The following is a 16,023-nucleotide window of genomic DNA, read 5'->3' on the forward strand; positions in this document are numbered from 1 at the left end:
CTTAAGTCTATTGGTAGCTGAAGGAGTCCGGAGATCCCTTTTCATTCAAAGGTATCTCCGGAATGCTCACAGCTTGGCAATGATATCCGAGATATCATCAAGTTCATCCAACGTGAGGTCTGCATCGCTAAAGTCGCTGGGTGTAAATTCCTCAGCTTCACGAGTCAAGCAATGTACAATCAATCTCTCCAGATTCAATCCATAGCTGGCTACTTGCTCCATAGCCGCTTTCTCATCCATCCGTGAAGGATCATAGCGAAGGATCAGTTGGAATTTCCCTTGATCGACAACACAGTTCCATTCTTCGAAATGCGACATTCGATTAAATGGACTAATCAATTCGCCCATAGGCATGGGTGACATCGTAAACGACTCGGCTTGTGTGTCTTCTCCAAATTGCCCCAGGTAATTAAAGACAATGTCGGGATCACACGTCACCTCCTCAGATTTCAACTCCGAAGTCAGATATTTCAGGATAGAATATCCGGTACCCTTGCCAGGGATGCTGCGAAGCATTTCTTTCGTATGACGCAGCGCTTCACCAATTTCTTCATGAGTTGTGCGGAGAAGCACTGGATAGATCGAGGTAAACCAGCCTACTGTCCTTGTTGTATCCACATGGTCCAGCATTCCTTCTCTTCCGTGCCCTTCAAGATCAATAACAATGTCTTTTGCATACGTCATGGAGAGAGCCGTCAACAAAATATCCATGACTTCGGTGTGATATGCACAATGAACTTCGGTCAATAACTCGCGTGTTCTGGAAGCTTCCAGTTCCAGAGTCACGGTTTTGCTTTGCTTGAGCAGACCAGGTTTATCGTGATGTTCACGAAGCTGGAGTGCTTTCTGATTCAACTCGTGCCAGTACACTTGTTGTTGCTTCATCTCTTCTGAAGTGGCATAGTTCATAAGTTCACGACTCCAGAAGGCATAGGAATCTGTCTTTTCAGGCAGCCGCACTGTATGGTCTCCGAGAAGAATAGCCGGATACATGCGATGGAAATCCTCCAGCAGAATTCGCCACGAAACGCCGTCAATAATAAGATGATGTACTGCAATAAGCAGATGGTCACCCTGTGGTGTTCTGAACACACCAAGCCGAATGAGATCATGTTCCAGATTCATTTGTGACTGTATCGCTGTCGCAAGACGTTCAATGTGGACGGGTTCCCAGTCAGCTTCCACTTCATGCTCTTCCATAGGGAAGAGCTTCTCCGTGTCTATTGGGAAAACCGTCTGCACTACACCTTCCGGCCGTATTTCAAATCGGATACGCAGTGCATCATGGTGTTCACTTAGTTTACGGAATACCTGATTCACTGTGTCCGTATCCCATCCTTCTTGGTTATACAGCATCATGGACTGATTCCAATGGCCCGTGTTGCTATAATCCTGTGCAAAGAACCATTGTTGAATGGGAGTTAAAGGGATGTCTCCTTCAATGAGATCTTGCTGCTCTTTCCTGGTTTCCATAGGTTCCAAAAACTCGGCACATTCCGCGATCGTTGGGTGTAACATCAAGTGCTTGACCTGTAGTTTGAATTGATGTCGCGTGAGTCTTGAAGCAATCTGTATGGATTTGATGGAATCTCCTCCAAGGACAAAGTAGTTGTCGTCGATTCCCACACGATCCACACCTAGCACTTCCGACCAGACTAGGGCCAATATTTGTTCTTTTTGAGTTACCGGTACACTATAATCGCCTTTTACGCTGTCTAGATCCGGTGCAGGGAGTGCTCCTCGATCGAGCTTGCCGTTACGCGTTACCGGAAGCTTTGTAATAGCCACAAAATATGATGGCACCATGTATTCGGGCAAACTCTGCTGAACATACTTTCTGAGTTCCTGCTCGTGAAATCCTCCCGATGAAACGATATAAGCGCACAGATAATGTCCGGAATTGTCCTGACGAGGAATAACTACCGCCTCCTGTACGTCAGGATGCTGAATCATCCTTGCCTCTATCTCTCCCGGTTCAATTCGATGCCCGCGAATTTTGACCTGATGATCCATCCGTGCGAGAAATTCAATACTGCCATCAGGCATCCAGCGGACTCTGTCCCCTGTCCGGTACATTCGTTCACCAGGACAGAAGGGATCATCCAGAAACCTGGCCAGCGTCAGATCCGAATCTCCGACGTATTTCTCCGCTACACCATCACCGGCAATGTACAGTTCTCCTGCTACACCCACAGGTAAAAGATGGCCTTGGGCATCAAGAATATAGGTTCTCGAATTGTGAATGGGTCTTCCAATAGGAACCGAACCCAGTCCTGCCAGACTACGCCCGACATTATATGTTGTTGCAAAAACGGTCGTTTCGGTTGGGCCATACCCATTCGCGATACGATCGTCTCCCAGGTATTGTTGAGCTTGCATGACATGAGATTTGGAAAGTGCCTCTCCTCCAACAAACAATCGATGCACATGTTGCAAACAGGTTACATCATGATCGACCAGCGCATTAAACAATACACTGGTTACAAAGGCAGACGTGATACGCTGGCCCTTCATGATGGAGGAAAGCTTGTTGATATCCAACAGATCTTCTCTGCTGATCAGCACAAGTGTTGCCCCATTCAATAATGAACCAAAGATTTCATAAGTTGATCCGTCAAAGGCATAGTTGGAGAGCTGCAACATACGATCCTGTTCACGGATACGGATAAATCCATTGTTGATCGATGTCTTAATAACGTTTCGGTGTGTCGTGACCACACCTTTCGGTAATCCCGTCGATCCTGAAGTGTACATAATGTACGCCGGCATGGTCGCTTCATCAGGTAATATCGTTTGACTCCTATTGGATTGTGCAGACAAAGCATTCTGATCCAATGGAATCCGGCGGGACTCTTCCAGCGGAACGATTACCCCCTTGAATCCAGCAAGAGGTCTATCCGATGGAGCAATAAGCATACTTGCATGACAATGTTCCAGCATATAGGTCATTCTCTCGTGTGGATAGGATGGATCCAGCGGAACATATACGCCCCCTGCTCGCAAGATTCCCAAGATCGAAACGATCATTTCAATGGAACGGTCTGCTAGCAAGCCGACAGCATCTCCACGCTGTAAACCGCTTTGCGCGAGATAGCTTGCAAGCTGGCAAACCTTCTCGTTAAGTTCCTGATAGGTTAGCGTCTCTCCATAACATTGCAAAGCCGTATGATCAGGGCGAAGCGACGCTTGGGTCTCAAATAATTGGCTTATCGTGCGATCACGCGGATATTCTGCGTAAGTATCGTTGAACTGTCCCAGAATCTCGTGCTCTTCCGAAGGAGTGATTAGCCTGATCTCGTTCATCAACATGTCTGGAGTGGCAGACATTTGACTTAATACATGCTCATAATGAACGGCCATTCTTTCCATTTGAGAACGTTCATAGAGATCTGTAGCGTATTCTACCGTCAGTTTAAGCGTCTCCTGAGTCTCGTGAACCACCCAAGTCATATCGAATTTAGACGTGTTGCTCGCCCAGTCCAGTGGTTCTATGTGTAGGTCTTGCAGCTCTGCCATCTGAGGTTTGGCATCCTGCAGGACAAACATGGTATCAAATAACGGATTGCGTTCTGGATCTCTTGCAACTTGCAGCTTTTCGATGAGTTCATCCAATGGATACTCTCCGTGCTCATAAGCCAGTAGCGTTTCTCTGCGCACATGACCAATCCATTCATGAATCCTTAGATCACCATGCAGTTCTTGTCTCAGCGCCAGGGTGTTAACAAACATCCCTGCAACAGAGGAGATATCGGTATGAGTCCTTCCTGCAAATGGGATACCCACAATAATATCCTGTTCCCCCGTATACTTGGACAGAAGAATGTTATAAGCGGCAAGCATCACCATGAAGAGTGTTGCGTCGGTCTGTTGTGCCAGCTTCCTCACTGCCCCGCTCAGTTCAGGACTGAGTTCAAACGTATGGGAAGAACCTTCGAATTGTCGCCGGCTCGGGCGGCGACCCTCTGTGAGTATGTCAAGTACGGTGATGTCTTTCTCATACCGCTTAAGCCAGTAATCTTCACTCGCCTGGTAGGCCAGTCTGCTCTTTTGTTCACTCATCCACACTGCGTAATCCTTATATTGAACTGGCATTGCATCAAGAGGCTGTCCCTGGTAGAGACGAATAAAATCCTGATACAGAATTCCTGTCGTGACTCCGTCCGAAACAATGTGATGCATGTCCATAATCAGCAGATATTCCCTGTCTGAAAGTGCACATAAGCCTGCTCTCATGAGCGGTGCACATCCAAGATCGAAAGGCCGGACAAATGTGCTAATGTATTGAGCCGTCTGCTCTTCCCTCATATGACTATCGAGCATGTCAGGTTCAGATCCATGTTCCAGTTTCCAGTTCATGTCCTCCATGGCGTGGATGTGCTGCCGCAGCTCACCTTCAACCATTTTGAAGGAGGTTCTTAGTGATTCATGCCGACGAATAAGTCCCTTCAGCGCGAGCTCCAGACGGATCATATCGGGTCTCCCCTTCATTCTCAGCACCACAGGCATATTGTAACTTGTCCCGGTATCCTCGAACTGTTCCACCAGATATAATCGCTTCTGTGCCGATGACACGGGGTAATCCTCTTGCTCTTGGGCACGCGGAATAACGGTATGGTTCTGCTTATCCCCTTCGTCAATCAAGGAAGCCATCTGTTTCAGTGTCGGAGCATCAAATAAATCCGGCATGCTCAGTTTAATCGCCCACTGCTCCTGTACCTTCGCGATAAGTACCATCGCTTTCAGGGAATGGCCTCCCATTTCGAAAAAATGATCATGCACACCTGCTTGTGCAAGACCCAGCACATCAGCCCATAGTTGTGCCAGTTCCTTCTCCGTATGCGTTGAAGGAGCTACATAATCCGAAGACAATGAAGCGAGATCTGGCTTGGGTAGAGCTTTTCGATCAAGCTTCCCGTTCCGTGTAAGCGGTAAGGAGGAGAGCTGGATGAACACAGATGGAACCATATACTCAGGAAGTGTTTCTTTTAAGGTTTTTCTCCAGTTTTCAACTAGATGCTTGTCCTTTGCTTCTTCTCCGGTAAGTGCACCTGCATGGTCAAGCACAACATACGCTGCCAGCATAGAGTGTCCCTGGTCGTCTCGTTGTGCAATAACTACAGTTTCATTCACCTCCGGCAGAGCAAGGATGTGATCCTCGATCTCTGTCAGCCCAATACGATTCCCACGGATTTTCACTTGTTGGTCCAATCTTCCCAGATATTCAAGTGTGCCGTCTGTTAACCATCTCACGAGGTCACCGGTACGGTAGACTCTCTCTTCCCCATCTATGTGTCGGGTGAGAAATCTCTCTTCCGTCAGCTCCGGCTGACCCAAATATCCGGCAGCCAGCCCCTCGCCTCCGATGTACAGTTCTCCAGGAACTCCCACCGGTTGAGGTTTGCCCCATGTATTCAATACATAGAGCCTTGTATTATGAATGGATCGGCCAATGGGGACACGCCCGCTTTCCCTTACTTTCTCATCCACGGAATACGTTGCTGCAAACACGGTAGTCTCGGTCGGACCATAGCCATTCACAATCCGATGTTCGCCCAGCACATCCAGCGCTTTAATCACATGCTTCACCGAGGCAGCTTCGCCTCCAATAAATAGTTTCCTCATGCCTTGCAAACTGTTTACGTCATAATCAACTACCGTGTTGAACAGGGAGGTTGTCATGAAGAGACTCGTGATCCTTTCCTGTCTTAATATGTGTGTGAGAAACGATACATCATAAGCATGGTGATTAGGCATAAGCACAAGCGTTGCTCCATTAAGAAGTGCTCCAAAGATTTCATATGTTGCGCCGTCGAATGCATAATTGGACAACTGTAACATACGATCCTGCTGGTCAATTTCAACGAATCCGTTGTTAATACAGGTCTTCACTACATTGCGGTGACTCGTCACCACACCTTTCGGCATTCCGGTAGATCCAGAGGTATACATGACATAGACAGGCTGTTCTGCGGAATATGAGATTGGCGCCTGTGTCGTACTGCCCTCTGCATAAACTTGTGGTTCGAGCAGTGGGATAATCGTTCCCGTGTATGAATGAAGTGTGCGATCCTGCTCTATGATGAGCCACTGGGCTCCACTGTCCCGAAGGATGTATACTAATCGTTCTTCAGGGAAGTTGGGATCAAGAGGGACATACGTTCCTCCTGCTTTTAATATCGCCAGAATGGCAACAATCATCTCCGGTTTACGATCCGTTAATAGTCCGACATAGTCACCGGATCTAATCCCGCGGCGCTTGAGTAAGGCCGTCATCCGATTTACGCGTTCGTTCAGTTGCCCATAGGTCACAGTCTCTGTACCGTATAGGAGTGCCTCCTGTGCAGGTTGCTCTGACACGCTGGCTTCGAATGCATCGATGACAGTCCAGTCTCGTGGATATGGCGCATCCGTCTTATTGAGTTCTTTAAAATAATACTTTTCTTGTAGGGTAAGCAGCTCCAGTTCCCTCAGTTTCGTGTCCCTGCTGTTTAATAGTTGTTCCAGCAAATGAACATAATGACGAGTCATTTGTTCGATGGTAACCCGATCCCACAGGTCTGGACTGTATTCAACCTCAGCCACGAGTTCATCCCCATCTTCATGCCAAACCCAGGACATATCGAATTTGGCCTGCTGTCCATGCCAATCCAACTTGCGAACAGACATATCCTGAAGTGTTTTTACAGGAAGTGTCATATCCTGAAGCACAAACAACGTGTCAAATAATGGATTGCGGTTCGGCTGAAAAGTATAATGGAGTTTGTCCAGCAGATCGCTGAGGGAATACATGCCTCGTTCATGTACTGCCAGCATATAATTTTTGACATGATGGATGTATTCACCAATACTCAGATTGGCAGCCGGATTAAGTTTCAATGGCAGCGTATTTACAAACATGCCCACAGTGGGCTCAATATCCACATGTTCTCGTCCGGCAACCGGCGCCCCTACGGTAATCTCCTCTTCACCCGTATATTTGGACAACATCAGGCCATAAGTGGATAAAAGAAGAATAAACGGAGTAGCCCCGTAACCGGCAGCAGCTCTCTTCAGTTCCTGTACCCTTTTACTCGGCAGACCAAATGTATAGGATGCTCCCCGATACGACCTGATGGCAGGACGTGCCCGATCCATTGGAAGTTCAGCGGAACTCTCAAACTGCGAATACTGATCCATCCAGAATTGTTGCGTTTCCTCATACGCACTGCTTTCCTGCTGTTTTAGCTTCCACATGACATAGTCCTTGAATTGAACACGTATCGGGCTTAACGGCCGTACCTCATACAGATCAAACAACTCATCATAAATCAGGTGAGTGGATACCCCGTCAGAAACAATATGATGTGTATCCAGTGCCAGCAAATGCCGTTCGCGGTCCGTTTCAATTACAACTGCTCTGATCAGCGGTGCATGCGCCAAATCAAACGGCCTGACAAAAGTGGACATCAGCAAGTGAATGGGATCTGCTTCACTTGAATCAGATTCCTGGATCGAGGATTGCAATGAATCCATATCCCATCTTTCAAGCTTCCACTCCACTTCGTCTATCGTATGAATGCGTTGAATGAGCTCGCTATTCACCATATCGAATGATGTCCGTAGGGATTCATGGCGTGCGATGACTCGTTTAAAACAAGCTTCCAGCCGATCCTTGTCCAGTGCTCCGGAGATTTCAAACAACATTGGCATGTTATAACTTGTACCACTATATTCGTATTGTTGGGCGTAATAGATCTGCTTCTGAACCGATGTAACCGGATATGATTGGATGTCCGGAGCAGGCTTAATGGCAGCATACAGATTCCGAGTCGCCTGTTGAATCCATTCAGCCATGTCCCGAAGAACCGGAGTCTGGAATACATCCAGCAAGGTAAGTCTGACATCAAACTCCTGGTGAATCTTGCCTACTAGGAGCATGGCTTTCAGGGAATGTCCGCCCAATTCAAAGAAATGATCCAGTATTCCTATTTTTGTAATGCCGAGAACGCTCTCCCATATCCCAACCAAGCCCTGTTGGACTGAATTTTCCGCAGGAACATATTTTTGTCCTCGTACAAGTACCGGCTTCGGAAGTTTCTTGCGATCAATTTTTCCATTATGAGTTAGTGGTATCGCATCCAAGAAGGAGAAGACTGTTGGAATCATATATTCCGGAAGTCGATGCTTAAGTTCCTGTTTCCACATGCTTGCCAGTTCTTGAAATGACTGCTTCGGTTCTCCATCCTGAAGTATAATGTAAGCACATAGATAGGAGTGACCCTGCTCGTCACGGTCCGCCATCACAATCGCTTCGTGTATACCTGGCAGCATACGAAGCTGCCCTTCGACTTCCCCCAGCTCAATCCGATTGCCACGAATCTTAACTTGGTGATCTATTCGATCAATGAATTCCAGGTTTCCATCCGGCAGCCATTTAACCAGATCTCCAGTCCGATACAGACGTTCTCCCGGAATAAATGGGTTAGCGATAAACTTGTCATGAGTGAGCTTCGGTTGACCCAAATATCCCTGAGCTAGTCCTTGTCCACCTATATACAGCTCACCAGGAATCCCAACAGGCAGACGCTTGCCTTCACGGTCAAGAACATACAACCTTGTATTATTCGTCGGCTGACCAATTGGAATATATTCACCCGAAGCAATCGAATAAAATGTGGCGAATACCGTCGTCTCAGTCGGGCCGTATACATGCACAAGTCTATGCTTGCCAAGCAGTCCAACGGCCTTTTTAACATGTTTCCCGGATACTTTCTCTCCGCCAAAGAGGATTTTACTAGTCCCGGTCAGGCATGCCGGATCCAGATCTACCAGGGTGTTAAACAGTGCCGTCGTCATGAAGGCGATGGTAATACGCTGTTCACGAATGACTCTGCCTAGAGCACTCCCATCCAGCACCTCTTCCCGTTTCATCAGAACAAGCTCAGCACCGTGCAACAGGGCACCGTAGATGTCAAATGTCGATCCGTCAAACGCATAATTCGATATCTGCAGCAAGCGGTCCTCGTGGCTAATATCCACATAGCCATTGTGAATTACCGTCTTGATCACATTGCGGTGGGTCGTAATCACCCCTTTGGGAGTACCGGTGGAACCCGAAGTGTACATGACATACAAGGAATCTTCCGGACCAGGAGGCCCGCAATATGCACTGCCAGCGCTATTCTGGATAAAAACCGGATTCTGAATGGACTCATGTGCCCAACAATTCTCATCAAAAATAACCACTTCTCCCTCATAGTCGGGAACCTGATCAGGATGGTCTGCAATCAACCACCTTGCTCCGCTATCCGTGAGCATGAATGACTTCCTGTCCGCAGGAAAACTCGGGTCAATAGGGACGTAAGCCCCCCCGCTCTTAACAATAGCGAGCATTGCAACAATGACCTCAATGGAACGATCCATGATTAGTCCAACACGCTGACCCTGCTGAACTCCCTGTGTAATCAGGAATCCGGCAAGACGGTTCACGCGCTCATTCAACTCCTGATACGTGACAAGGTGTCCTTCCATCCGGACAGCCGGTTTCTCGCTGCTGAGCCTGACCTGCTGCTCAAACAGTTCAGCTATAGAAACATCTTGAGGATAGTCTGCATCCCTGTTGTTCCATTGTTCTAACTGTGCAATTTCAGATTCCGTTACAAGCTCCAGCTCACCGATTTTCAGTTCGGGGAAAGTCACGATCTGCTGCAGCAGGTGCACATAATGCTGTAACATCCGGTTCACCGTATGTGGCTCCCACAGATCGGTTCGATATTCAACAGACAGCGTCATATCGTCTTCGGAATGGGTGCAGACCCAGGTCATGTCAAATTTCGAGGCATGATGATCCCACTCCGTATACTGAACCTCAAGTCCTGGTATATGCAGCGCTGCTGTAGCTGACTCCTGTACCATAAACATCGTGCCAAACAAGGGATGCTGACTCGAATCAAACGGCAGCGACAAGCGATCTATCAGATCTTCCAGTGGGTATTGACCATGTTGATATGCTGATAGCGTAAGCTCTCTCATCATCTCCAGATATGCACTTACCGACAGTTCTGCCTTGGGCCTACTTCGAAGTGCCAGCGTGTTGGCGAACATGCCCACCATGTGTTCATGTTCAAGGGTATCTCTGCATGTAAACGGAGTACCCACCACAATATCTTCTGCCGCCGAGTATTTGGACAGCAAAATCTGATATGAGGCCATCATGAGCATGAAAAGGGTCTGCTTGTTAGTGAGTGCCGTATGTTTTAATCGGGTTACAAGATCAGGCTCTAACCCAACAGTCATACGACTTCCTTTATAACTACGGATCGGGGAGCGCAGATGATCTGTTGGAAGCTCTATTACAGGGACTTCGTCTCTGTATAAGGACATCCAGTACTCATTGCTTCTGTTGTACGCATCCCGTTGGAGATACACTTCCTGTTCCCAGACAGCATAATCCTTGTACTGCACATGCAAATCCGGAAGAAGCTGGCCCTGATATAACCGAGCCCATTCCGAAATAATAATCTCCATGGATCGTGCATCCGAAATAATATGATGCATATCAAGCAGCAGAATATGACGCTTCTCATTGATGCGAAGCAAACCTCTTCGGAACAAAGGAGCCTTCCCCAGATCAAACGGTTTGATGAATTGATCCATGAACACCTGAATGGCCGAGTCTTCTGTATCCGTCAATGAAGCTTCTTCAAGGTGTAATGGCGCAATCGACATTTCATCCGGTCTGTGAATTCGCTGCTGCAGTTTACCATGGTGCAACTCGAATGAAGTTCTCAACACCTCATGTCTCTGAATTAACATTTGCATTGATTTCTCCATAGCATCCAGATCCAGCTTGCCATCTAACCGGACCACAAAAGGCATGTTGTAGCTTACATCTGCATTTTCCATTTGCTGAACAATATACATCCGTTGCTGGATGGAAGAAGCGGGGTACGTATCCCTATAGGATGCGGGTACAATTTCTTCACCAGACTGATCTGTTGAGCGTGCTGTCATAATCCACAAGGCCATCTCCCGAATCGTAGGCATCACAAATACATCCTGCAATGAGACCTTTACTCCGGTCTCCTTCTGCACTCTAGCCACAAGCATCATGGCTTTGAGCGAATGCCCTCCAATTTCAAAAAAGTGCTCCTCCACTCCGACGCTCTGAATATCCAAAATCTCTTCCCAGATGCGTGCCAGCTTGTCTTCAAATACATTAGACGGAGCAACAAAATGGTTGCTCTGTCTTCTTGTAGGCTTCGGAAGTGCCTTCCGGTCCAGCTTACCGTTCAGAGTCATCGGAAATGCTTCCAGTGTAACGAAAGTACTCGGAACCATATATTCTGGCAAGGTCTGCCTCAGCTCTTTCTTCCAGTCCAACACAGGCTTTTTGGTATCACTTGGGACGATATACGCGCATAGATAGGCATGTCCCTGCTCGTCCTTTTCCGTCACGACCACGGCATCTTGAATCGATTCAACCTTGGATAGCCTGCTCTCGATTTCCCCAAGCTCAATCCGGTTACCGCGAATCTTCACTTGCTGATCCAATCTTCCCATATACTCGAGGTTTCCATCCGCCAGCCATCGCACGAGATCGCCTGTTCTGTACATCCTCTCTCCAGCAGCACCGATTACAAAACGCTCCCCGGTCAGCTCTGTCTGGTTCAGATATCCTTCTGCCAGACCGTCTCCCGAAATGTACAACTCGCCAGGTACTCCCAGGGGCTGAAGCTGTCCTCTTCGATTCATCACATGGGCCTGGGTATTGTGAACAGGCTTTCCGATGGGAACCGTATTGTAATCCAGCATACGTTGATTGACCAGATAGGTCGCTGCAAAGACGGTCGTTTCCGTGGGGCCGTATCCGTTGGCAATCCGGTCATTCCCCAGAAATTGCAGTGCCTTCTCCACATGCTTTTTGGAACCAGTTTCTCCGCCAAAGAATAGTCTTCTCACATGTTTCAAAGATTGAACATCCCATTCAACTACGGCATTGAACAGCACCGCGGTCATAAAAGCTGAAGTGATTCGTTCGTGCTCCAGCGTATCAGCAAGCTCCGACACGTTGAGGACAGCATCCTTGGGAATAAGAACCAGGGTAGCTCCGTTGAGTAAAGCGCCGAATATTTCATAAGTGGAACCATCGAAAGCATAGTTGGAGAGCTGCAGCATCCGATCCGTTTCATTAATGTCCACAAAGCCATTATTAATTACGGTCTTCACAATATTGCGGTGTGTCGTTTGCACGCCCTTTGGTTTACCCGTAGAACCTGATGTATACATGATGTAAGCCACATCTTCAGCGGATCTACGGCAGTTCGTTAACATTTCCGAAGCTTGCTTACGCTCGCTGTCACTAAGCAACTGTCCCTGTTTGCTCAAACTGATTTGCTTACCTTCATAACCACTGACGAAGAGGTCTTTCTCAGCAACAAGTACAGACACTTCACTATCGGCAAGTATGGTACGAATTCGCTCATTCGGAAACTCCGGGTCCAGCGGAATATATGTACATCCTGCTTTCAATATAGCGAAAATGGCCGTAATCATATCTATGGACCGCCTTGAGATAAGACCAACATGCTGTCCAGGTGCAACCCCAGATTCAACCAGATGGATCGCAAGCTGATCCACCCGCTCACCGAATTCACGGTATGACAGCTGTTCGTCTCCCATTACAACTGCTGTTCGCTCAGAACGCTGTACGACCTGCTGCTCAAATAGCTCTACTATGTTTGCTTCATAAGGGTATTCAGCTGTTGTATCATTGTAAGTTGCAAGCAAAGCGTGTTCTTCTGCCGTGATGATATCGGCTGTATTCATCTCCTGTTCAGGCTTGGCGATCAAGCAACCAAGAACCCGCAGGTATATGTCAAGCAACCGATCCGTGAATTCTTTCGGATAAGAGGACACCATCTTCACAGACAACTCACCGAGAGTCACTGAAATACTGAAATCAAGCATGGTGTTTGTTTTTTCATAGCTGTAAGACTTGAATTCAAACATCCCTTTTTCCACAGACTCATACACATGAAAATCAATATAGTTAAAGGCAATATCGAATAGCGGGTTTTCTCTGCTGCTCTGCTCCCCGATTGCATTCAGAATCTGAACAAGTGACAACCGGCCGTACTTTTTGAGAGCGGCTTGTTTACGATACACATCCTGAGTAATATCTCCCCAGTGCACTAAAGATTCGAATTGCGTGCGCATGGGAACGGTATTCAAAAAGCAGCCCAATATGCGTGCTCCATCCTCATGAACAGGACGCCCATTCTCGACAACCCCGATCAAGATATCATCCTCATAGGACAACATATATAGTGTCGTGACGAATGCTGACAGACACAAGGATTTAACCGTAACACGCTGGTTGCGTGCTGAATCTTTCAACTGGTTATACAGTTCTGAAGAAAGGGGAGTCACTGTGGAATTGGCCACTGAATTGCCATTATTGATATCAGGTTGTTCGGGAAAAGAGTATTTTCGGTAATCAAACAGTTCTTCTCGCCAATACTCCAAAATGGACGAATTTCTGGATTGGGCCATCTGATCTATAACATAATCTTTGTAGCTGATTTTTAACGGATCAGGCACTGACTTCCCCTCCTTTGAGAGCACCATACAAATTCAACAATTCCGACATGAAGACGGCAACGCTCCATCCATCCAGAATGGTATGATGAAAGATCCAGCCCACATACGACTCCTCCTGGGAGGTGAAAACCACCAGACGCCACAGTGGAGCATGCTGGATATCAAATGGTCGCTTGCGGTCAAGCTCCATAAATTCTTGGATTTCTTTTTCAATCGATGCGCTGTCGAGGCTTTCCAGCTCTACCTCCTGAATATGAACATGTATCCGTTCACAACTATATTGGACGGGTACGGGAAAATCAGAAATATTGAAACCGGTACGCAGAATGGGATGCCTGTTCACAAGTTCAGTCATGACTGCTTGAAGATTCGACGCCTGAATTCGATGCTCATGAATCTGATATATAAACTGATCGTGATAAACGCCGAGACCTTCGTTTTTCATGTAATGGAACACCATTCCCTGCTGAATATCACTCATGGGATACACGTCTTCCACATTGGTGGGCAGCAAGGCACGTAATGTCGGGTTCGCCAGCCACTCCGCATGCATCTGTGATAACTCCATTTCAATCTCCTTACGGACGGTATCGGGTGCATCCAGAGAAGCACGATGTTTAACAAGGTCTCGAATCGTCGGATAATCGTACATATCAACAATTTGAATATGCAGTCCGAGTTCTCTGTTCATCCGGCTGATCAGTTCAATTACACGAATGGAATCTCCGCCAAGCTCAAAGTAATCACACGTTACCCCCATATTCCGGTTATCCAACATCTCCTGCCAAATGTTCAGCATCTGCCATTCCAATTCATTGCCTGGCATGACCAGATCGGTGACATCCACTGGAGTAACGCTATCGCCGGGGGCAGGGAGTGCTCTTGTGTCAACTTTGTTGCTCAGTGTCATCGGCAGGGTCTTAAGTTGAATATAATGTGCAGGCAGCATATATTGCGGCAGATGCTGGGACAGCCTTGCTCTCAAATCCTTGCCCTGCTGCAGCCGTTCAGAGACATAATAGGCACAGAGCATGCTCTCCCCGGTATCCCCTTCCCTAACGGTTACGACTGCTTGCTGTACCCCTTCTATCTCCAGTAGTCTGGATTCGATCTCTCCAAGTTCGATTCGGAAACCTCTGATCTTCACTTGATGGTCGATCCTTCCCAAATATTCAAGTTCACCATTCATCTGCCATCGGGCGAGATCTCCGGTTCGATATAACCGTTGCGAGGGTGCGAAAGGATGGGGAACAAACCTTTCTTCGGTTAGGGCTTCTCGGTTCAGATAACCCCTGGCCAAGCCTTCACCACCAACATAAATCTCTCCTTCTACACCGATGGGAACCAGTTCACGCTGTTCATCCAGAATGTAAATCTGAAGCGTAGGAATCGGTTTCCCAATGTTGCTTGTTCTGCCCTGGATATCATCCCATTCCATTTCCTTGTACGTTACATGTACCGTTGTTTCTGTAATTCCATACATATTAATTAACTGGGTATGAGGATATTTCTTCTTCCAATCCATTAGTTGCGTGGGCTGAAGAGCTTCTCCGCCAAAAATCACCTTTCGAACAGCCAGGGATGTGTCCATGTCTGACTGCACTTCCAGTTTGGCAATTCGGTAAAAGGCCGTTGGTGTCTGGTTCAAGATAGTTACCTGTTCCTTCTGAAGTAATGACAAAAACCGTGCCGGCTCTCGTGTTACATTCAAAGGAACAATGATCAATTTGGCACCATACAGTAACGCTCCATACATCTCCCATACCGAAAAATCAAAACAGAATGAATGGAATAGTGTCCACACATCCTCTTCGCCGAAGTCAAACAGGTTGCGGTCATTATAAAGCAGTCTGACCACATTGGAATGTTCAATCATGACCCCTTTCGGTGCTCCTGTGGATCCCGATGTGTAGATGATATAAGCCAGATCCGATGGTCGATTCACTTGCTCCGGATTCATTTCATAACTATCCTCCACTGCATCTTCATCCAGCATGTCTGGAACGACTGCCTGAATCGACAATCCTTCAGGAATGCGTCCCTGATCTTCTGTAATACAGAGTTGCGCTTTACTGTCTTCAAGCATGTATTGAATACGTTCATTCGGATAATCGGGGTCAATCGGCATATAAGCTCCGCCTGCCTTAAGTACGGCAAGAATGCTAATAACCATTCCAGGTGAACGCGATAACAAAATGCCCACAACCTGATTGGGCTGCACACCCTGCTCCCGAAGATAAAACGCCAGGCGATTGGCCTTAGCATTCAACTCTGCATAAGTCATCTCCGTATGCTCATAACGCAAGGCAACCCGTTGACCTGATCGTTCCGCCTGCTCCTCAAATAAACGGATCAGTGTTGCATCTCGCGGATATGAGGCCTGCGTATCATTGAATTGTTCCAGAAGCATGCGCCTCTCGGTATCAGGCATTGTATTCAGAC

2 protein-coding genes are annotated in these 16,023 nt (G+C 47.4%); both read right to left on the reverse strand.

Translation table 11 applies throughout. The annotated features are described in order from the left end of the window. Positions 1 to 66 precede the first annotated feature (66 nt). On the reverse strand, positions 67 to 13,581 hold the full coding sequence (locus AB3N00_RS16150) for an amino acid adenylation domain-containing protein (RefSeq protein ID WP_413035514.1): 13,515 nt from the start codon (positions 13,579 to 13,581) through the stop codon (positions 67 to 69). After that, entirely contained in the window at positions 13,574 to 16,012 is a 2,439-nt protein-coding gene (locus tag AB3N00_RS16155) for a non-ribosomal peptide synthetase (protein WP_413035515.1), read from the reverse strand. Before AB3N00_RS16155 ends, AB3N00_RS16150 begins: the two co-directional genes overlap by 8 nt. Positions 16,013 to 16,023: the final 11 nt, after the last annotated feature.

It is taken from the genome of Paenibacillus xylanilyticus (assembly GCF_047246825.1).
Taxonomy (GTDB): domain Bacteria; phylum Bacillota; class Bacilli; order Paenibacillales; family Paenibacillaceae; genus Paenibacillus; species Paenibacillus xylanilyticus_B.